General features: G+C 72.9%; 20 protein-coding genes. 7 read left to right on the top strand and 13 right to left on the bottom strand.

Annotated features, from left to right (window positions below):
- Nucleotides 1-9: 9 nt before the first annotated feature.
- From ACIQFU_RS32135 to ACIQFU_RS32100, 8 genes are all read right to left on the bottom strand, one after another.
- Nucleotides 10-708, bottom strand: a complete 699-nt coding sequence (locus ACIQFU_RS32135) for a hypothetical protein (protein WP_402556258.1) — start codon at nucleotides 706-708, stop codon at nucleotides 10-12.
- Nucleotides 705-1,280: a SigE family RNA polymerase sigma factor gene (locus ACIQFU_RS32130; protein ID WP_402556257.1), complete on the bottom strand. Its 576-nt coding sequence runs from the start codon at nucleotides 1,278-1,280 to the stop codon at nucleotides 705-707. The genes ACIQFU_RS32135 and ACIQFU_RS32130 overlap by 4 nt, the downstream gene beginning before the upstream one ends.
- A gap of 76 nt (nucleotides 1,281-1,356) precedes the next feature.
- Nucleotides 1,357-2,811: a peptidoglycan D,D-transpeptidase FtsI family protein gene (locus tag ACIQFU_RS32125; protein WP_402556255.1), complete on the bottom strand. Its 1,455-nt coding sequence runs from the start codon at nucleotides 2,809-2,811 to the stop codon at nucleotides 1,357-1,359.
- Nucleotides 2,812-2,892: 81 nt separating this feature from the next.
- Complete coding sequence (locus ACIQFU_RS32120) at nucleotides 2,893-3,552, bottom strand: response regulator (RefSeq protein WP_402556254.1); 660 nt, start codon at nucleotides 3,550-3,552, stop codon at nucleotides 2,893-2,895.
- Nucleotides 3,549-4,823 carry a sensor histidine kinase gene (locus ACIQFU_RS32115; RefSeq protein WP_402556252.1) on the bottom strand — a complete coding sequence of 425 codons (1,275 nt, stop codon included), beginning with the start codon at nucleotides 4,821-4,823 and terminating at the stop codon, nucleotides 3,549-3,551. The genes ACIQFU_RS32120 and ACIQFU_RS32115 overlap by 4 nt, the downstream gene beginning before the upstream one ends.
- Complete coding sequence (locus ACIQFU_RS32110; RefSeq protein ID WP_402556251.1) at nucleotides 4,820-5,866, bottom strand: hypothetical protein; 1,047 nt, start codon at nucleotides 5,864-5,866, stop codon at nucleotides 4,820-4,822. The genes ACIQFU_RS32115 and ACIQFU_RS32110 overlap by 4 nt, the downstream gene beginning before the upstream one ends.
- An 89-nt stretch (nucleotides 5,867-5,955) precedes the next feature.
- Complete coding sequence (locus ACIQFU_RS32105; protein ID WP_402556250.1) at nucleotides 5,956-6,426, bottom strand: GNAT family N-acetyltransferase; 471 nt, start codon at nucleotides 6,424-6,426, stop codon at nucleotides 5,956-5,958.
- Between the two features lie 3 nt (nucleotides 6,427-6,429).
- Nucleotides 6,430-7,203, bottom strand: a complete 774-nt coding sequence (locus tag ACIQFU_RS32100; RefSeq protein ID WP_007448162.1) for an IclR family transcriptional regulator — start codon at nucleotides 7,201-7,203, stop codon at nucleotides 6,430-6,432.
- A 113-nt stretch (nucleotides 7,204-7,316) separates the two neighbouring features.
- Here ACIQFU_RS32100 and ACIQFU_RS32095 point away from each other — a divergent pair, with 113 nt between their 5' ends.
- The 4 genes from ACIQFU_RS32095 to ACIQFU_RS32080 all read left to right on the top strand — a co-directional run bounded on the left by ACIQFU_RS32095 (nucleotide 7,317) and on the right by ACIQFU_RS32080 (nucleotide 11,527).
- Nucleotides 7,317-8,846, top strand: coding sequence for an aldehyde dehydrogenase (NADP(+)) (locus ACIQFU_RS32095; protein ID WP_402556248.1), 1,530 nt, complete (start codon nucleotides 7,317-7,319; stop codon nucleotides 8,844-8,846).
- A 105-nt stretch (nucleotides 8,847-8,951) separates the two neighbouring features.
- Nucleotides 8,952-9,560, top strand: coding sequence for a DUF1349 domain-containing protein (locus ACIQFU_RS32090; RefSeq protein ID WP_402556246.1), 609 nt, complete (start codon nucleotides 8,952-8,954; stop codon nucleotides 9,558-9,560).
- A gap of 87 nt (nucleotides 9,561-9,647) precedes the next feature.
- Nucleotides 9,648-10,361, top strand: a complete 714-nt coding sequence (locus ACIQFU_RS32085; protein WP_402556245.1) for a DsbA family oxidoreductase — start codon at nucleotides 9,648-9,650, stop codon at nucleotides 10,359-10,361.
- Nucleotides 10,362-10,432: 71 nt separating this feature from the next.
- Nucleotides 10,433-11,527, top strand: a complete 1,095-nt coding sequence (locus ACIQFU_RS32080) for an aminotransferase class V-fold PLP-dependent enzyme (protein ID WP_402556243.1) — start codon at nucleotides 10,433-10,435, stop codon at nucleotides 11,525-11,527.
- Nucleotides 11,528-11,636: 109 nt separating this feature from the next.
- On the opposite strand, the gene thpD is transcribed toward ACIQFU_RS32080, so the two are convergent.
- The 5 genes from thpD to ACIQFU_RS32055 all read right to left on the bottom strand — a co-directional run bounded on the left by thpD (nucleotide 11,637) and on the right by ACIQFU_RS32055 (nucleotide 16,409).
- Nucleotides 11,637-12,533: an ectoine hydroxylase gene (gene thpD / locus ACIQFU_RS32075; RefSeq protein ID WP_402556241.1), complete on the bottom strand. Its 897-nt coding sequence runs from the start codon at nucleotides 12,531-12,533 to the stop codon at nucleotides 11,637-11,639.
- Nucleotides 12,534-12,539: 6 nt separating this feature from the next.
- Nucleotides 12,540-12,938, bottom strand: a complete 399-nt coding sequence (locus ACIQFU_RS32070; RefSeq protein WP_003976954.1) for an ectoine synthase — start codon at nucleotides 12,936-12,938, stop codon at nucleotides 12,540-12,542.
- 99 nt (nucleotides 12,939-13,037) lie between these two features.
- Nucleotides 13,038-14,309 carry a diaminobutyrate--2-oxoglutarate transaminase gene (ectB, locus tag ACIQFU_RS32065; RefSeq protein ID WP_402556239.1) on the bottom strand — a complete coding sequence of 424 codons (1,272 nt, stop codon included), beginning with the start codon at nucleotides 14,307-14,309 and terminating at the stop codon, nucleotides 13,038-13,040.
- Nucleotides 14,310-14,439: 130 nt separating this feature from the next.
- A complete protein-coding gene (gene ectA, locus ACIQFU_RS32060; protein ID WP_402556237.1) occupies nucleotides 14,440-14,952 on the bottom strand; it encodes a diaminobutyrate acetyltransferase in 513 nt (170 codons plus the stop codon).
- A gap of 329 nt (nucleotides 14,953-15,281) precedes the next feature.
- A complete protein-coding gene (locus ACIQFU_RS32055) occupies nucleotides 15,282-16,409 on the bottom strand; it encodes a pyridoxal-phosphate-dependent aminotransferase family protein (protein WP_402556235.1) in 1,128 nt (375 codons plus the stop codon).
- Between the two features lie 212 nt (nucleotides 16,410-16,621).
- Here ACIQFU_RS32055 and ACIQFU_RS32050 point away from each other — a divergent pair, with 212 nt between their 5' ends.
- From ACIQFU_RS32050 to ACIQFU_RS32040, 3 genes are all read left to right on the top strand, one after another.
- Complete coding sequence (locus ACIQFU_RS32050) at nucleotides 16,622-17,125, top strand: hypothetical protein (RefSeq protein ID WP_402556233.1); 504 nt, start codon at nucleotides 16,622-16,624, stop codon at nucleotides 17,123-17,125.
- 43 nt (nucleotides 17,126-17,168) lie between these two features.
- A complete protein-coding gene (locus ACIQFU_RS32045; protein ID WP_402556232.1) occupies nucleotides 17,169-18,260 on the top strand; it encodes an amidohydrolase family protein in 1,092 nt (363 codons plus the stop codon).
- A gap of 197 nt (nucleotides 18,261-18,457) precedes the next feature.
- The gene (locus ACIQFU_RS32040; protein ID WP_402556230.1) at nucleotides 18,458-19,405 is read left to right on the top strand and encodes an SCO1860 family LAETG-anchored protein; all 948 of its coding nucleotides are present in this window, start codon (nucleotides 18,458-18,460) and stop codon (nucleotides 19,403-19,405) included.
- The last annotated feature ends 152 nt before the right edge of the window (nucleotides 19,406-19,557 follow it).

Raw genomic sequence — 19,557 nt, 5'->3', positions numbered from 1 at the left:
GTCGCCCGCTCAGCCGCCGGCCGTGAAGCCGCCGGCCACCGAGAGGCGGCCGGACCCGGCGGTGGCCGTCGCCGAGTAGCGGTCGCCGCCCGCGTCCCGGCCGCCGCGCTCGTGGTTGTACTGCCCGGCGAAGACCCACTCGCCCGCTGGGACCGTACGGCCCTCCCTGAGCGTCCACCGGTAGACGAGGAAGCCGTCCCGCTCGTCGGCCGTGAACGTGAAGTCCCCCTCCGGCAGCGACCGCCACGCCCCGGTCGAGGTCACCGATCCCGTCTGCGCCACCCGCAGTTCGACGGTGAGCGCGGTGAGGGGCGCGCCCACGCGCAGCGTGACGTTGCTCTGCGCCCAGAACTCGTTGCTGTGCGGGTCCACCACGCCGCTCGACCGCAGCGGACCGGGCTCCCGCGCTCCGGGCTCCCGCGACCCGGGCGAGGTGGCGACCGGGCGCCGCACGCCGGCGTCGTCCCGCACCGCCGAGGCGACCGTGTAGCCCCCGGCCACCAGGACGGCCGCCACGGCCGCCGTCGCACCGGCCACCCGTACCCAGCCCGGCAGCGGCCGGCGGGCCGGCCGGCGGTCCCCGACCGCCTTGCCGTGTTCGATCCGGGCCAGCATCCGGGCCCGGTCGGGCCGGTGTGCCCCGGCCGCCTCGTGCAGCCGGGCGCGCAGTTCGCCGTCCACGTCGCCGTCCCGCCGCGGTCCGGTCATCGCGTTCCTCCCGCCGCCTCACCGCTGCGCGCGATCGCCGCGCGCACCTGCCGGGGAGCGCGGGGAGCGGCCCGGGTGCCGAGCAGCCGCTGGAGCTCGGCCACCGCCTTCGACGTCTGGCTCTTGACCGTACCCACCGAGACGCCCAGGGCGAGCGCGGTGTCCTTCTCCGAGAGGTCGAAGGCGTGCCGCAGCACCACGCACGCCCGCTTGCGGAACGGCAGCCGGCGCAGCGCCTCCTGGACGTCCACCACACCCGCGACGTCGGGGTCCTCCGTCCGGTCCGCGCGCTGCGACCAGAACAGGGCCACGCGTCGGCGCTCGCGCACGGCGGCCCGGACGCGGGTGCGGGCGAGGTTGGCGACGACCCCGCGCGCGTACGCCACCGGGTGGTCGGCCGCGCGGACCCGGTCCCAGCGGTGCCACAGGGCCAGCAGGGCGTCCGCCGCGAGGTCGTCGGCGGCGTCCGGCTCGCCCGTCAACAGGTGTGCGAGCCGGGCCAGTTCGGCGTAGTGGCGCTCGAAGAAGGCGTGGAACTCCGCGGCGGCGGCGTCGTCGACGACTGTCCCCACGGCGGACTCTCCTCGCAGCGGCTTCCCGGATGCCGAACACCGTACGGCAGACCGAACCCGCTTGGCCCCCGGAAAGTCAGCCCTTGAGCGCCGCCTCCATCATCGCCTTGGCGACCGGGGCCGCCAGGCCGTTGCCGCTGACCTCGCCGCGCGCCGCGTCGGACTGCTCGACGATGACCGCCACCGCGACCTCCTTGTCCGAGGAGCCGGACCTGGCGTACGACGTGAACCAGGCGTACGGCGTCTTGCTGTTGTTCTCGCCGTGCTGGGCCGTGCCCGTCTTGCCGCCCACCGTCGCGCCGGAGATCTGCGCGTTGGACCCCGTGCCGTCCTCGACGACGGTCTCCATGGCCGACCGCAGCTGGTCGGCGGTGGAGGAACTGACGATCCGCTTGGAGTCCGCGTCGGTATGGTCCTCCAGGACGTCGCCGCCGCTGTCGGTGACCTGCGACACCATGTGCGGGGAGACCAGCTCGCCGCCGTTGGCCAGGGCCGCGGAGACCATCGCCATCTGCAGCGGGGTCGCCGTGACGTCGAACTGGCCGATGCCCGTCAGAGCCGTCGACGAACGGTCCATGTCCTTCGGGTAGACGCTGGTCCAGGCGCGTACCGGCACGTCCTGCGTCTCGTCGTTGAAGCCGAACTTCTCCGCCATGGCGCGCAGCTCGTCCTGGCCGAGGTCGACGGCCATCTTGGCGAAGACGTTGTTGCACGAGTACTGCAACGCGGTGCGGATCGTGGCGTTCTCGCAGGGGGCGTCCGGGTTCTCGTTGCTGAGGTCCGTCGAGGTGTCCGGCAGCGTGTACGGGTCCGGGCTGTCGGTCCTCTCGTCCACCGAGCCGTACAGCCCGTTCTCCAGCGCGGCGGCCGCCACCACCAGCTTGAACGTCGAGCCCGGCGGCAGCGGCTGGCGCAGCGCGCGGTTGGTCAGCGGCTTGTCCGGGTCGCCGGTGAGCTCCTTCCAGGCCTCACCCGCGGTGTTGGCGTCGGTCAGCGACGTCGGGTCGTACGAGGGGGTCGACACGACCGAGAGGATCCTGCCCGTCTCCGGGTCGATCGCGACGGCGGCGCCCTTCTTGTCGCCCAGCGCCTCGAACCCGGCCTTCTGCACGTCCGGGTCGACCGTCGTCACCACGTTGCCCGGCTCGGCCCGGGTGCCGGTGACCGTGTCCACCACCGTCTTCAGCCGCGGATCGGTGCCGTTGAGCACGTCCTGGTAGATGCCCTCCAACTGGGTGGGCGCGTACGCCTGCGAGGCGTAGCCCGTCACCGCCGCGTACAGCTTCCCGTTCTCGTACGTGCGTTTGTAGGCGAGGTCGCCGCCCTCCGTCGGCGCCGATCCGGTGACCGACCGGCCGGCCACGACGATGTTCCCGAGCGGCTCCGCGTACGTCTCGATCGAGCCCCGCCGGTTGTCCTTGCCGTCCGCGAGCGCCTGGCCCTCGTAGAACTGCACCCAGGTCGCCCTGACCAGCAGAGCGAACACCAGGAGCAGTGTGAAGACCGACGCGCGCCTGATCGTCTTGTTCATCCCGTTCATCCCGCTGACAGGACGAACGGGCCGGAGGCGATCGTTCCCGTGTGCCCCGTTTTCTCATCTTTCTCATCCTTCTCAGCGGCCGTTCATGAAGCCCGCCTCGTAGGCCAGGATCACCGCCTGGGTGCGGTCCCGGGCACCGGTCTTCGCCAGCACCGCCGCCACGTGGGTCTTCGCCGTGGCAGGGCCCACCCCCAGCCGGGCCGCGATCTCCGCGTTGGTCAGTCCGGTCGCCATCAGGCGCAGCACCTCGCCCTCGCGTTCGGTGAGCCGCGCCGCCCAGGCGGGCGGCGCGGGGTTCGCGCGCGCGTGCTCGGCCGCCAGCGTCCGCACCGCCGACGGGAACAGCAGCGTGTCGCTGTGCGCCACCAGCCGCACCGCCCGGACCAGGGTGTCCGCGTCGGCCCGCTTGAGCAGGAAACCCGCGGCGCCGGCGCGCAGGGCGTCGTAGACGTACGCGTCGTTCTCGAAGGTGGTCACGACGACGACGCGCGGCGGATCGGCGAGCGTGGCCAGGATCTGCTCCGTGGCGCGGATGCCGTCGGCCTCGGGCATGCGGACGTCCATCAGCACCACGTCCGGCCGGACCTCGCGCACCACGGAGACGGCCTCGGCACCGGTGGCGGCCTCGCCGACGACCTCCAGGTCCGGTTCGGCGGACAGGATGGCGCGCAGGGCGGTACGGACCATGCGCTCGTCGTCGGCGAGGACGATCCGGATCGGCGGGTGGGTCACGCGGTTCCCTTCAACGGCAGTCTGACGTGGAGGCGCCACACCGGCCCCTCGGGGCCCGCCTCGGTCGCGCCGCCCAGCAGCCGGGCCCGGTCGGCGACACCGCGCAGGCCGTGGCCGCCGCCGGGGCGCGGTGCTGGGGCCGCCGTACCGAGCGGATTCTCGACGGTGATCCGCAGGTGGCCGTCCAGCGCCTCGACGCGCAGCGCCACGGTGACCTTCCCGCCCGCGTGCCTGAGCGCGTTGCTCAGCCCCTCCTGCACGATGCGGTACGCCTCGCGGGAGACCGGCGCCGGCAGCGCCCGCGGGTCGGCGGCGACGTCGGCGACGGTGGCGTCCACGCGCAGTCCGGCGGCGCGGGTGCGGCGCAGCAGGCCGTCGAGGTCGGCGGCGAGCGTCGGGGCGGGCGCGGTACCCCAGGCGTCACCGGTCGCGTCGCCGTCGCGCAGGACGCCCAGCACGGCGTCGAGTTCGCCGACCGTGCGGCGGGTGGTCTCCTCGATCGCGGCCAGCGCCTCGCGGACGAACTCCGGGTCGGTGTCCAGGAGCCGGCGGGCGGCGCTCGCCTGGAGGGTGACCGCGCTCAGCGCGTGGCCGACGGAGTCGTGCAGCTCACGCGCGAGCCGGTTGCGGACGGCGAGGTCGGCGGCGCGCGCCTCGGCCGCCGCCACCCGGTCCTCGGCGGACGGGCCGAGCAGGGCCGGCGCCCAGCGGGCCAGCAGGGCCCCGCAGCCGGCGGCGCATCCGGCGAGCGCGGCCAGCATGGCGCCGCCCGCGAGCGGCGACAGGACGAGTGCCCAGGCGTGGTGGAAGAAGCCGGGCAACCCCATCCGGTCGTCGCGCAGGGCGGGCACGAAGGGCAGGACGATCAGCGTGCCCGCGAACGGCGGCACCGCCAGCGACATCCCCGCCACGATCCCTCCGGCACCCAGGTGCAGGGTGAACCAGGCCGCCGTGCGCCCCTTCTCGCCCTTCGAGCGGGCGGGGCCGTACGCGAGCCGGTCCGCCTCGACGCCGCACAGCGACCGCACCACCCCGGACTCCAGCGGGCGGGTCAGCGGGAACAGCGAGGTCACGGCGGCGAGCGGCAACCCGAGCGCGAACGAAGCCAGTTGCAGCGGGAGCGAGCCGAAGACGTTCGCGTCCCCGGCGACCGGGCCGACGACGACGGAGCCGACGAGGACGTACGGCATGGCGAGCGCGCCGCCGAGGATCAGGTGGATCCACCTCAGGCGCGCCCGCCGCCCGAACAGCAACCGTGCGAGCGCGGTCACGGCCGGGTGCGGGCGGCGGCCGACCGCCGGGTGAGGAAGTGGGCGCCGACTGCGGCGAGGAGGAGGCCGACGGTCATCTGGGCAGCGTAGGTGAGGATCGACAACCGCGAAGAGCCCTCGGCCCGTTCGCCCGGCCCGAGCAGCGAGGCGAGGAGCATCCAGCCGCCCCAGCAGGCCACGGCACCGGAGCAGACCCAGGCCGTGGCGAGGGGCACGGCGACCGGCAGGGCACGCGCGCGGCGGAACGCGAGCAGCACACCGGCGGTGACGGCCAGGACGAGGAGGACGACGTACAGCCCCTCGATAACGTGGAAGTCGCTGGTGCGGTCCGCCGCCCGGTCCGCGTCGAGCCCGGCGGTGGCGCCGCAGGCCCACAGCAGCCGGACGGCGAACGGGAACAGCGCGAGCACGGCGGCCACGGCGACGGCGGCCCTCGGGATCCTCCCGGAGACGGCGGACGGCAGGTCCCCCGTCCGCCCGCGCCACAGGTGCCCCCAGCGGTCCCGGGCGTACAGCACGAACAGGGCGCCCAGGGCGAGACCCTGCACGATGAACCCGCCGTACACGACCCCGAAGACCCACTCGTGCAGGAAGGGGTCCGGGCGCGGGTCGGAGGCCGTGGCGCCCCCGCCGGTGAACGCCCGCGCGAGGAGCTGCAGCGGGAACCCGGCCATGATCGGCGCGAGCAGCCCGGTGGCGACCCACACCGGGAACGCCAGCGACCACGCGGGCACCCGGCGCCCCCGGGGCCGGGTCAGCACCAGGGCTAGCACGACGACACAGCTGTCCAGCAGTACGGAGACGCCGTTGGCGACGACCATCGTCACCCGGTGGTCGAGCAGCGTGCTGCCCCGCGGAATGCCGACGTGACTCCCGCCGATCCAGGCGGCCTTGAGCACGAGGTACGGGAGACAGGCCACGACGGCGACCGCCCGCAGCAGCCGGCGGCCACGGGCGGGCCCGGGGCCCGTGGCCGGGACCGGGGAGAACGGGGCCGACCGGGCGGCGGTGGTGGTGGGCGTCGGCGTCGGCGTCGGTGTCATGCGTCCACGCTCCCGCGCGCCCGCCCCCGGCACGTCCTGCGCACCGACGATCCGCCTCCGCCGCGCGGCGGAGGCGGAACCTCAGTGCCTCATCCCGCGAGGTGCAGGACGACCTCGTCGATCTCCTCGCCGCGGGCCGCCGCGAACCCCCGCGCCCGCGCGCTGGTCACGAAGCCGCACTTCTCCAGCACGCGCCGCGACCCCGCGTTGTCGGCCGCCGCGCGCGCGTACAGCGGGCGGTCCTCGACCTCGGCGAGCAGGGCCCGCAGCGCGGCCGTGGCCACACCCTGCCCCCAGTACGCCCGGTCGACCCAGTACGTCACCTCGCGTTCGCCAGGCTCCCCGTACACCGCGGTGCTGCCGATGACGTCACCGTCCCCGAGGATGGTCCGCACGACGTCCCGGGAGGCCCGGATCTTTCGCCAGTGCGCCGCGAACCGGTCCCAGTCCGCGGGGTCCTTCGGGGTGAAGGCCGCCATCCGGAGGGCTTCCGGATCGTTCATCTGCCGGAAGAAGACGGGCAGATCGCTGTCGTGAACCTCGCGCAGTGCGATGTGCATGGATCAGAGCCTACGCGTGGCCAGTGTCAGCCGGTCCCGGGCGTCGAACAACGCGTCCTTCACCATCTGTTCGTGCGCGGGCGTCAGCCGGGCCACCGGCACCGAGCAGCTGATCGCGTCCCGCGCGGGGGTGCGGTAGGGCACCGCCACGCCGAAGCAGCGCAGCCCCAGGGTGTTCTCCTCGCGGTCCACGGCGAAGCCCTGCTCCCGCACCTGGCGCAGCTCCTCGATGAGCTTCTCCCGGTCGGTGATGGTGTGCTCGGTGAGCGCGGGCAGCGTCTCGGGGAGCATCTTGCGCACCTGCTCGTCGCTGTACGTGCTCAGCAGGGCCTTGCCCAGCGAGGTCGAGTGCGCGGGCAGCCGGCGGCCGACCCGGGTGAACGGCCGCAGGTAGTGCTGGGACTGGCGGGTGGCCAGGTAGACGACGTTCGTGCCGTCCAGGCGGGCGAGGTGGATGGTCTCCGTCGTGTCGTCCGAGAGCCGGTCCAGTGTCGGCCGGGCCGCCGCCACCACCTCGTCGCCGTCGATGTACGAGGTGCCGACCAGCAGAGCCCGTACGCCGATGCCGTACCGCGTGCCCGTGGCGTCCGTCTCCACCCAGCCGAGCTCCACCAGTGTGCGCAGCAGCATGTACAGGCTGGACTTGGGGTAGCCGACGGCCTCCTGGACCGACGCGAGGGAGTGCATACCGGGGCGTCCGGCGAAGTACTCGAGCAGTTCAACCGTCCGCACCGCGGACTTGACCTGCGCTCCGCCCCCCGTCTCGACAGCCGACATCGCCCTTGACCCCTTCGTTCGACGGGAAATAGTCTCGAACAGCATATTCATCAGTAGAGACAGCGTTCAGTATATCGAACGACTTCTGTGCAGAGCACGTGGAGGGACCCGCGGTGGCAGCAGCACCAGTCTGGAGTGTCGACCCCCGTACCGGGAAGCAGCGTGAACAGGTCGCCGTGGAAGCCACGGCCCAGGAGGTGGACGCCACCGTCCGCGCCGCGCACGCCGCCCGTCAGGCCCTCGTCGACCGCACCGTCCGCGCGGCCTTCCTGCGGAGCGCCGCCGACGAGCTGAAGGCGGCCGAGAGCACCCTCGTCGAGGTCGCCGACGCGGAGACCGCGCTGGGCCCGGTCCGGCTCACCGGCGAACTCGCCCGCACCTGCTACCAGCTGCGGGCCTTCGCCGACATCGTCGACGAGGGCGAGTTCCTCGGGGTGGTCGTCAACCACCCCGACGACACCGCCACCCCGCCCATCCCGGACCTGCGCCGCTACAAGGTGCCGCTCGGCGTCGTCGCCGTCTACTCGGCCTCCAACTTCCCCTTCGCCTTCTCCGTCCCCGGCGGCGACACCGCGAGCGCCCTCGCGGCCGGCTGCCCGGTCGTCGTCAAGGCCCACCCCGACCACCCGGCCCTGTCCGAGCTGGTCGCCAAGGTGCTGCGCCGGGCCGCGGCCCGCCACGACATCCCGGACGGGGTCCTCGGCCTCGTGCACGGCTTCGAGGCGGGCGTCGAGCTGATCGGGCACCCGCTGGTCGCCGCGGCAGGCTTCACGGGCTCCGTGCGCGGTGGCCGGGCGCTGTTCGACGCGGCGGCGGCCCGTCCGGTGCCGATCCCCTTCCACGGCGAACTGGGCTCGCTGAACCCGGTCGTCGTCACCGAGGCGGCGGCCGTGGAGCGGGCGGAGGCGATCGGCGCGGGGCTGGCCGGTTCCATGACGCTGGGCGTCGGGCAGTTCTGCGTCAAGCCCGGCCTGGTGCTCGTGCCGGCGGGCGACGCCGGTGACGGCCTGGTCAAGTCCCTCACCGACGCGGTCAGCGCCACCGACGCCGGTGTCCTCCTCGACCACCGCATGCGGGACAACTTCGTCGCGGGCGTCGCCGAGCGCGCCGCGCTGCCCGACGTCGACTCCCCGGTGACGCCGGGCGCGGGCGGCGAGCACACCGTCAGCGCCGGGTTCCTCACGGTGCCGGCGGCGCGGCTGGCGGCGGAGGGCGCACACGACCTCCTCCTTGAGGAGTGCTTCGGGCCGGTCACCGTGGTGGCCCGCTATCAGGACGAGGGCGAGGTGAGGGGGGTGCTGTCGCGGCTGCCGGGGAACCTCACGGCGACCGTGCAGCTCTCCGCCGAGGAGGTGGCGGGGGAGGGCGCCGGCGCGGCGCTCCTCGCCGAGGTGACGCCGTTGGCGGGGCGGGTGCTGGTCAACGGCTGGCCGACGGGGGTCGCCGTGGCGGCGGCTCAGCAGCACGGGGGGCCTTACCCGGCGACCACTTCGACGTCCACGTCGGTGGGGGGCACGGCCATCGAGCGGTGGCTGCGGCCGGTGGCTTATCAGGGGGTGCCCGAGGCGTTGCTGCCGGTGGAGTTGCGGGACGAGAACGCACTCGGGCTGCCGAGGCGGTTCAACGGGGTTCTTGAGCGGTAGCGCCGCGGGGCGTGGGGTCGTGTGCGGAGTGCTGCGCCGTCGTGGCCGGTCGCGCAGTTCCCCGCGCCCCTCAAGGTGTTTCCCTGCGCCTGGGATGATCGGTCCATGAATCTCGACCTCCCCGAACTGCCCTTCACTCTCCGCCCCTACGGCCCCGACGGCGACTGGTCCTACGCGGACGGCGTGCTCACCGGTGTGGCCGGGTCCCGGCAGGACCGGTTCGTGCCGCCGACCGGGGAGTCGCTGGCGTCCGTGTCCGACGCGCCGCGGTTGCTGGGGGTGCCCGACGGGGACTTCCAGCTGATCGCCCGTGTGTCCGTCGGGTTCCGCGGTGCCTTCGACGCCGGGGTGCTCTACGTGCACGTGGGGGAGCGGGCCTGGGCCAAGCTGTGCCTGGAGTACTCCCCGGACGTGCCCACCGTCTGCACGGTGGTCACCCGGGGGCACTCCGACGACTGCAACTCCTTCACGGTGCAGGGGAACTCCGTCTGGTTCCGGGTCAGCCGCAGCGGACGGGCCTTCGCCTTCCACGCCTCCCCCGACGGCGAGCGCTGGACCTTCGTGCGGCTCTTCACGCTGGGCGACGAGGAGGAGACCGGCGCGGCCCTGGTCGGCTTCCTGGCGCAGGCGCCGACCGGTGAGGGGTGCACGGTGACGTACGACCGCCTGGAGTTCCGGCCGGGCTGGCCCGCGGATCTGCGGGACGGCGGCTGAGGGCGGGAATGGGACCGGCTGGTTGAAGGTTCACGTATAGAGCGGAGAGGGTCTCCGCCTTCGTACGACCTGGAGAAGAGCCGAGACATGCGCGTCGAGATCTGGAGCGACATCGCCTGCCCCTGGTGCTACGTGGGCAAGGCCCGCTTCGAGAAGGCGCTCGCGGCCTTCCCGCACCGGGACGGGGTCGAGGTGGTCCACCGTTCGTTCGAGCTGGACCCCGGGCGGGCCAAGGACGACGTACAGCCGGTGCTGACCATGCTCACCGCCAAGTACGGCATGAGCGAGGCCCAGGCACAGGCCGGTGAGGACAACCTCGGCGCGCAGGCCGCCGCCGAGGGCCTGGACTACCGCACCCGGGACCGCGACCACGGCAGCACCTTCGACATGCACCGGCTGCTGCACCTCGCCAGGGAGCGCGGACGGCACGAGGCACTGCTCGACGCCTTCTACCGGGGGAACTTCGCCGACGAGCGCTCCGTGTTCAACGACGACGAGCGCCTGGTGGAGCTGGCCGTCGGTGCCGGACTCGACGCCGGGGAGGCCCGCGCGGTGCTCGCCGATCCCGGCGCCTACGCCGACGAGGTGCGCGCCGACGAGCGCGAGGCCGACCGGCTCGGGGCCACCGGGGTGCCGTTCTTCGTGCTCGACCGGGCCTACGGCGTCTCGGGCGCCCAGCCCGCCGAGGTCTTCGCCCAGGCGCTGACCCAGGCCTGGGGCGAGCGCACGCCGCTGAAGCCGATCGTCGACGGGGGCGGCGAGGCCTGCGGCCCGGACGGGTGCGCGGTGCCCCAGGGCTGAAGGGCCGACGGAAACCGCAGGTGAGGGCCTGTTCATAAGCGATGCTTGGAGAAACCGCGTAGAAATACGCGATGGACGGGGAGGTCACGGGGCCGCACAGTGGTGCCATGGAGAGCTTCGAGAACCTCGTCCGTACCGAGTTCGCCCCGAAGACCACGTATCTGAACACCGCCAGCACCGGCCTGCTCCCCGTCCGGACCCTCGTCGCGATGCGTGACGCGGCCGCCACCGCGGCGGACGGGCAGCCGCTCGACATGTTCGCCGACGTCGAGGCGGCCCGGGCCGCGTACGCCCGCCTCGCGGGGGTGCCCGTGACCCGGGTCGCGATCGGTGCGTCGGTCGCCACGTTCAGCGGGCTCGTCGCCGCGTCGCTGCCCCCGGGAGCCGAAGTCCTCACCGCCGAGGCCGACTTCAGCTCCCTGGTGAACCCCCTGTACGCGCGCGGCGATCTCAAGGTGCGCAGTGTGCCGCTGGAGCGGATCGCCGAGTCGGTGGGCCCGGACACCGCGCTCGTGGCGGTCAGCTCCGTGCAGTCCGCCGACGGGCGGATCGCTGACCTCGCCGCGCTGCGGGGGGCCGCCCGGGCGCACGGGGCACGGACACTGATCGACGCCTCCCAGGCGAACGGCTGGCTGCCGACGGCCGCGGACGACTTCGACTTCGTGACCGCCGTCGGCTACAAGTGGGTGCTCTGCCCGCGCGGTGTCGCCTTCCTCGTCGTACCGGAGGACCTGGGCGCGGCGGCCGGGCTGACACCGCTGTTCGCCGGGTGGGCGACCGGCGAGCACCCCTGGGACAGCTGCTACGGACCCGTCGAGGAGTACGCGCACTCCGCCCGGCGGTTCGACGAGTCTCCCGCTCTGTTCTCGTACACCGGTGCCCGGCACTCCCTGGCCCTGATCGAGGAGCTGGGCGTCGACGCCGTGTACGCCCACGACACCGCGCTCGCCGACCGGTTCCGCGCGGGGGTGGGTTCGCTGGGGCACGAGCCGGTGCCCGCGCCGGGCTCCGCGATCGTGTCCGTGCCGGGGCTCGGCCACCGGCAGGGCGGGCTGGGCGGGGCCGGCGTCCAGGTGTCCGACCGGGCGGGGAACCTGCGGGCCGCCTTCCACGTGTACAACACCGAGGCCGACGTGGACCGGCTGCTGAACGTGCTGGCGGGCTGAACCGGCCCCACCGGCACCGGCTACGGGGTCCGGGTCCGGGTCCGGAACAGCATCGGGCAGGGGCCTCCCGTCCCACAGGAAAAGGCCCCTGCCCGAGATCAGATGCGGGTCACTTCACCGGGGTGAAGTCCCGCGCGCCGATGAAGTCCGGCCGCCGGATCGGAGCCGCGAACGGCTCCACGGCCGTGTTCTCCACGCTGTTGAACACGATGAACACGTTGCTGCGCGGGAAGGGCGTGATGTTGTCGCCCGAGCCGTGCATGCAGTTGCAGTCGAACCAGGTCGCCGAGCCGGCCTTGCCGGTGAACAGCTTGATGCCGTACTCGGAGGCCATCTTCGTCAGCCCCTCGTCGGACGGCGTCCCCGCGTCCTGCATCTGCAGGGACTTCTTGTAGTTGTCCTTCGGCGTGGCCCCCGCGCACCCGAGGAACGTCTTGTGCGACCCCGGCATGATCATCAGACCGCCGTTGGTGTCGTAGTTCTCGGTGAGCGCGATCGAGACCGAGATCGTGCGCATGTTGGGCAGGCCGTCCTCGGCGTGCCAGGTCTCGAAGTCCGAGTGCCAGTAGAAGCCGCTGGCCCCGAAGCCGGGCTTGACGTTGATCCGCGACTGGTGGACGTAGACGTCCGAGCCGAGGATCTGCCGGGCCCGGCCGACCACGCGCTCGTCGCGCACCAGCCTGGCGAAGACCTCACTGATCTTGTGCACCTCGAAGACCGACCGGATCTCCTTGGACTGCGGCTCGACGATCGAGCGCTCGTCCGCGCGGATGGCCGGGTCGGTGGTGAGCCGCTCCAGCTCGCGCTGGTACTCGGCGACCTCGTCCGGTGCGATCAGCTGGTCGATGGCGAGGAAGCCGTCGCGGTCCAGGGACTGGAGGTCACCCGCAGAGACGGGGCCGGGCGTGTCCGGGGAGCCCCAGACCACCGGGTCCTGCCGGGGAGTAGCCACCTCGGTGGCGCCGCGGGTGGGATAGAGATCGGTGACGTTCGTGGTCGTGGTCACGGTGACTCACACCTCCTCGGTGAGCAGCGGGTAGACGCCGTTCTCGTCGTGATCCTCCCGTCCGGTGACGGGCGGGTTGAAGACACAGATGCAGTGGAAGTCCTCCTTGACCTTGAGCGTGTGCCGCTCGTGGCCGTCGAGGAGATACATCGTGCCCGGCGTGATGTGGTACGTCTTCCCCGTCTCGCGGTCGGTCAACTCGGCGTCGCCCTTGGTGCAGACGACGGCCTCGATGTGGTTCGCATACCACATCGACGTCTCCGTACCCGCGTACAGGATCGTCTCGTGCACGGAGAAGCCGACCTTCTCCTTGGCGAGGACGATCCGGGTGCTTTCCCAGGTGCCGGACGCGCTCTTCACGTGCCGGTCGGTGCCTTCGAACTCCTTGAACGAACGGACGATCACGGTGTTGCGATGCCTCCTAGGTGAAGGGTGTGCAAGGTGCCCCGGCGTCCTCGGCCTCGCGGGCCGAGGACGCCGGGAGTATGGGTGGTGCCGTGCGGGTCAGGCCGTTTCGCGCACGGCGCGGGCGAGGGTCTTCATGCCCTCGTCCAGCTCGTCCGGCGTGATGGTGAGCGCCGGCAGCAGCTTGACGACCTCGCTCTCGGGGCCGGACGTCTCGATGAGCAGCCCGAGCTCGAAGGCGCGCTTGGCGACGCGCCCCGCGCGGCCCTTGTCGTGGAACTCCAGGCCCCACACCAGGCCGCGGCCCCGGTACTCCTTGACGTCGGCGAGGTTCTCCTCGGTGATGGCGATCATGTGCTGCTCGACCTGCTCGCCGCGCTTGCGGGTCTGCTTCTCCATCGCCGACCCGTCGGCCCAGTACGCCTCCAGCGTGGCGGTCGCCGTGACGAAGGCCGGGTTGTTGCCGCGGAAGGTGCCGTTGTGCTCGCCCGGCTCCCAGACGTCCAGCTCGGGCTTGAACAGGGTCAGCGCCATCGGCAGGCCGTAGCCGCTGATCGACTTGGAGACGGTGACGATGTCCGGCGTGATGCCCGCCTCCTCGAAGGAGAAGAAGGCGCCGGTACGGCCGCAGCCCATCTGGATGTCGTCGACGATGAGCAGCATGTCCTGGCGTTCGCACAGGTCGGCCAGGGCGCGCAGCCACTCGGCACGGGCGACGTTGATGCCGCCCTCGCCCTGCACGGTCTCGACGATCACCGCGGCCGGCTTGTTCAGGCCGGAGCCCTGGTCCTCGAGCAGCCGCTCGAACCAGATGAAGTCCTCGACGGTCCCGTCGAAGTAGTTGTCGAACGGCATGGGCGTGCCGTGCACCAGCGGGATGCCGGCGCCGGCCCGCTTGAAGGCGTTGCCGGTCACGGCGAGCGAGCCCAGCGACATGCCGTGGAAGGCGTTGGTGAAGGACACGATCGACTCGCGCCCCTTCACCTTGCGCGCGAGCTTCAGCGCGGACTCCACGGCGTTGGTGCCCGTCGGGCCCGGGAACATGACCTTGTACGGCAGGTCGCGGGGACGCAGGACGGTGTTCTGGAACGTCTCCAGGAAGCGGCGCTTGGCGGTCGTCGACATGTCGAGCCCGTGCGTGACGCCGTCCCGCTCCAGGTAGTCGATCAGCGCGCGTTTCAGGACGGCGTTGTTGTGCCCGTAGTTGAGCGAGCCCGCTCCGGCGAAGAAGTCGAGGTACTCGTGGCCGTCCTCGTCGTACATGCGGCTGCCGACCGCACGGTCGAAGACGGTGGGCCAGCCGCGGCAGTAGCTGCGCACCTCGGACTCGACGGTCTCGAAGACGCTGAGGTCGGGCTGGGTGATGGTCACGACGAATCGCTCCTCGTGGGGTGAGGGTGGGAGAGGAAGGTCGTACGGATCCGGGGACCGGTGCGGTCCGCCGGGAAGTCTGTGGGGCCGGACTGGCACGGGGTGCCGGGCCGTCCGGACGGCCGGCCGGTCAGCCGCCGGCGGACAGCGGGCCTATGCGGTACAGGACCTCGGGCTCGTGCGGTCCGTCGGGGAACACGTCGGTGTCGAACAGCACCTCGCGCTCCACCCGAGCGCCGCGGCGCTCGGCGAACGAGGTGAACAGCCGCTGGGAGGCGGTGTTGTCGGGGGAGATGGTGGTCTCCAGGGCGGTCAGCCCACGTTCCGCGACGGTCCGCTCGGCCAGCCCGTCGAGCAGGGAGGCGGCGAGCCGGCGCCCGCGGTACGCCTCGTCCACCGCCACCTGCCACACGAGCAGGGTGTCCGGCCGGTCGGGTCGTACGTATCCGGTGACGAAGCCGACCGGCTCACCGCTCTCGTCGCGGGCGACGGCCGACGTGGCGGCGAAGTCCCGGCACCAGAGCAGATAGCTGTAGGAGGAGTTGAGGTCGAGGACCTTGGAATCCCTTGCTATCCGCCACAGGGCGGCGCCGTCGGCCACTCTCGGACGATCGATTTGCAGGTCTGCTTGCGCGGCAGTCATGCAAATTGAATTTACCCAGGGAAAATTGAAATTGCATCGCCGGACGGGGTTACGAATGGAGGCCTCGTGTGTTATCACGCGGGCGCGTGCTTCCGCGCGAGGCGGCGGCGTTATGAGGCGATTCGTGGGGGATACAAGCCGCAAAGCGGGCAGCATGTGTATCGGGTCACAATCACGTAACCCGTGCGAGACGTGTCCGAAATGTGAAGATCGGTGATCGTGAAATTGTTGTGTTTAGGTCCAGGGAAAGCGGGCAGAAGAATACGGGAAGCTGCGCTGAGTGGAATTCCTTAATTCTGCTTGTGTGAGCATCGGGAATTCCCTCGAATTCATCCTTCCGAAGGGCCGGTTCCGGTCGGCCGCTCCCACGCCTCCTCGACGGCCCGCCGGGCCGCCTCCGGATCGGCCTTCAGTCCCCGCTCGGCCAGCGCGGCACCCAGTGCCGTCAGACAGCCCCGCACGGCCCCGCGCGTCGCGTCCGGACCGTAGTGGTTGACCCGGATCATCTCGCCCGCCAGCGCGCCCCCGCCCGCGGCCAGCGGCAGCGCCGGGTCGGACTCCAGGGCGCGGGCCACCAGCGCGGACGCGTCGACGTCCGACGGCGTGCGCAGCGTCGTCGCGACCGGCGCCGCGTCCTTCGCCTCGTACACGTACGGCTCCAGGCCGCCCAGCGCGAGCGCCCCGGCCCGGGTGGCCGCCGCGGCGGAGGCGTGCCGCGCCATCACCGTCCGCGGGCCCTCCGCCTCGATGCGCTCGACGCACGCCTCGAGCGCGAGCATCTCCAGCTGCGCCGGGGCGTGCAGCAGCGCCTTGCGCCCGCCGTCGATCCAGCGCTCCTTCCAGTCCAGGAGCGACAGGTACGAATGCCGCGGCGCGTTCGGGTTCGCCGCCATCCGCGCCCAGGCCCGCTCGCTCACCGACACCGCCGACACCCCGGCCGGGCCGCCCATCGCCTTCTGGGCGCCGATCACGCACAGGTCCACGCCCCACGCGTCCGGCAGCACCGGCTCGGCGCCCACGGAGGCCACCGCGTCCAGGTAGAACAGCGCGCCGTGCGCCCGCACCACCTCGCCGATCTCCGCGACCGGGTTGGTGTTGCCGGTCGCCGCCTCGGCGTGCACCAGGGACACGAAGTCGGTCTCCGGGTGCTCGGCGAGGGCGCGGCCGACCTGCCCGGCGGAGACGGCCGTGTGGAACGGCACGGCGAGATCGTGCACGGTCGCGCCGCAGTCCCGCAGCCAGTTCCCGAAGGTCTGCCCGTACGGCCCCGTGACGACGTTCAGCGCGACGGTGCCGGGACCCGCGGCGGCGCGGATCGCGCCCTCCAGCGGCAGCAGCGCCTCGCCCTGCATGACCACCACGTCCTGCCCGGTGCCGAGCAGGCGCGCGACCCGGTCCTCGATCGCGGCGAAACGGCCGGCGCTCAGCGGGGGGAGGTCCAGGAAGGGATGGGTCACGGCGGTGCTCTCTTCGGTAACGGCAGGTGCGCGACGCGGGTACGTCGCGCGGGTACGTCGCGTACGGACGCGGGTACGTCGCGCACGGAGTCGAGAGTAACCATGGCACCCGCCGCCACTCGCGCCGGAGGGCTTCCGTTGCGACACCCCCACGCCCGGAATCATGGCTTCCGTCACAGCCGGGTGATCGTTCGGCTGGTGGACTTGGCCCCGTGCTCGCTCTCGTGCTGCTGGTCCTCGTCGCGGTGGTCACGGCCGCCGTCCTCCGCCGGGGCGCCGGCGCCCACCCCCGCCGCCCGGCCCCGGGCGCGGTGGCCGTGGAGCCCGTGCCGCGCCGGCCGGGCGCGCCCTTCCGGGTCGTCGCCGGAGTCGCGGGCGGCGCGGCCGCCCTGCTGTACCTCTGGGGCGTGCTCTGCGTCGGACTCGCGGTCATGGCGGCGGAGGACGGCGGTGCGGGCTCCTCGCCCCCGCGCCCCTGCCGCACCGGCGTGTCCCCGGAGCTGTCCGGGACGGTCGTCGGCCACTCCGCCTCCTACCTGCCCCTCGGCCTGCGCTGCGAGACCGCCGACGGCGGCGGCTACGACTCCGCCGACATCCCCGGCTACCTCAATCCCGGCGTCGCCGTCTCGGCGCTCACCGCCGTCGGCGGCGCCGTGGCGGCCGGGTACGCGACCGAGCGGCGGGCCCGCGCGACGGTGCGGAGAGGTGGCCGGTGACCGGCCCCGGACACCCGTGCGGGCACCGTCTAGGGTGCGGGACATGAGCGATCGCGCGGTGCTGCACGTGAAGGGTCGGGTGCTCGTCGGACCGGAGGAGGTCCGGGACGAGGTGTGGGTGATCGACGGGCGGATCTCCTACGACCGCCCCGCGGGCGCCGCCGACATCCGCACCGTCGAGGGCTGGGCGCTGCCCGGCCTGGTCGACGCGCACTGCCACGTCGGACTCGACCAGCACGGGGCCGTCCCCGCGGACGTCGCCGAGAAGCAGGCGCTGACCGACCGCGAGGCGGGCACCCTGCTCATCCGCGACGCGGGCTCGCCCTCCGACACCCGCTGGATCGACGACCGCGAGGACCTCCCGAAGATCATCCGGGCCGGCCGGCACATCGCCCGCACCCGCCGCTACATCCGTAACTACGCCTGGGAGGTCGAGCCCGAGGACCTCGTCGCCTACGTCGCCCAGGAGGCCCGCCGCGGTGACGGCTGGGTGAAGCTGGTCGGCGACTGGATCGACCGCGACCTCGGCGACCTGTCGGCCTGCTGGCCGCGCGGCGCCGTGGAGGCGGCCATCGCGGAGGCCCACCGCCTGGGCGCCCGTGTCACCGCGCACTGCTTCGCCGAGGACTCCCTGCGCGACCTGGTCGAGGTCGGCATCGACTGCGTCGAGCACGCCACGGGACTGACGGACGACACGATCCCGCTCTTCGCCGAGCGGGGCGTCGCCATCGTGCCGACCCTCGTCAACATCGCCACCTTCCCCGCGCTGGCCGACGGCGGCGAGTCCCGCTTCCCGCGCTGGTCGGCCCACATGCGCCGGCTCCACGAACGCCGCTACGACACCGTGCGGAGCGCCTACGACGCCGGGATCCCGGTCTTCGTCGGCACCGACGCCGGCGGTGCCCTCGCCCACGGACTGGCCGGGGCCGAGGTCGCGGAGCTGGTCGCCGCAGGCATCCCGCCCGTCGAGGCCCTCGCCGCGACGACCTGGGCCGCCCGGCGCTGGCTCGGCCGTCCGGGGCTGGACGAGGGCGCACCGGCGGACCTGGTGGTGTACGAACAGGACCCGCGCGCGGACGTGCGCGTGCTCACCGCTCCGCGCCGGGTGGTGCTCAACGGGCGGGTCGTCGGTTAGCCGCCAGGAGTGAAGGCGGGGAACGCCTGTGCGGGGTGATGCGAAGTGGATTCGAAAAGCTTCACCAAAACCCCACGAAGGGGTGAAGTGCCCCGAGTTCGCTGACCGTTCGGCGGATGCGGGGACATTCTGTCCGGGTCCCAAGCACGTCGCTCATGCGTGCCCCGCACGCATGTCTCACTGGGGGTCCCACCACCTTGAACGGCAACACCTTCCGCATGCCCGCACGCCGTCTCGCCACCGTCGCGGCGGCCACCGCCCTGGCCGCCGGTCCCGCGGCCCTGGCCGGCGCGGGATCCGCCCACGCGACCGGCGACCACGGCCGCGCGAGCGCCACCGTGCTGCGCACCGGGCTCGACGTCTCCCTGCTCAACAAGACCGTGAACGTCCCGCTCGCGGTCACCCTCAACGAGGTGCAGGCACCCGAGAGTGCCGAGAGGACCGCGCTCACCGCCCGGCTGGACGGCGTCGACGGCGGAAAGCCCTTCAGCGTCCTGCGCGCCGACGTCGCCGAGGCCAGGGCGACGGCCACCGCCGAGAAGAGCGAGGGCTCCACGACGCTGGCCCACGCCCGGCTCCACGTCCCCGGCCTGCCGCGGCTGTCGGTGATCGAGGTGCGGGAGGTCACCTCCACGGCGACCTGCGAGGCCGGGAAGTCTCCGGTGGCCGACGCCAACCTGCTGGGCCCGGTGACCGTCCTCGGCAAGAAGGTCACACTCAGCACCGCCGGTCCGACCGAGGTGAAGGTGCCCGGTGTCGGTGAGGTACGGCTCGACCTCTCCAAGGAGGAGACCACCTCCCGCACTGCCGCCGCCACCGCGCTCGAACTCAAGGTCTCCGTCAACCCCCTCAACCTGAACGTCGCGGAGGTCGACGGCACCGTCACCCTGGCGAAGGCGACCTGCGAGTCCCCGGCCGCCCCGGCGGACGAGGCCGAACAGCCCCCGGCCGAGCAGGAGGCGGCACAGGAGGCCGACCCCGCCGCCGAACCGGCGGCCGAGGTGAAGGCCCAGGGCGCCCGCACCGAGACCGACCTGGCCGAGACCGGCGGCAGCTCCGCGACCCCGTACGTCGCGGCCGGCGCCGCCGCTCTGGTGCTGGCGGGCGGTGGCGCCCTGGTTCTGGCCAGGCGCAGGCGCGGCTGACGCGCGGCCGGGGGCCGGCCGGGGTCGGGTCGGGCTCGGGCCGGTTCCGGCGGGGGCTGCGTGAGGGCGCGCTGCGGGGAGGCGGCGCGGCTGGGGCCGGCGGTGGTTCGGCGACGCCGTGTGTCGCGGTCGGGGCCGCTGCTCTGGCGGCG

The sequence above is a fragment of the Streptomyces sp. NPDC093065 genome (genome assembly GCF_044754585.1).
Classification (GTDB): Bacteria; Actinomycetota; Actinomycetes; order Streptomycetales; family Streptomycetaceae; genus Streptomyces.
The sequence above is the reverse complement of the archived record's forward strand: the minus strand, read 5'-3'. Positions and strand labels throughout refer to the sequence as shown.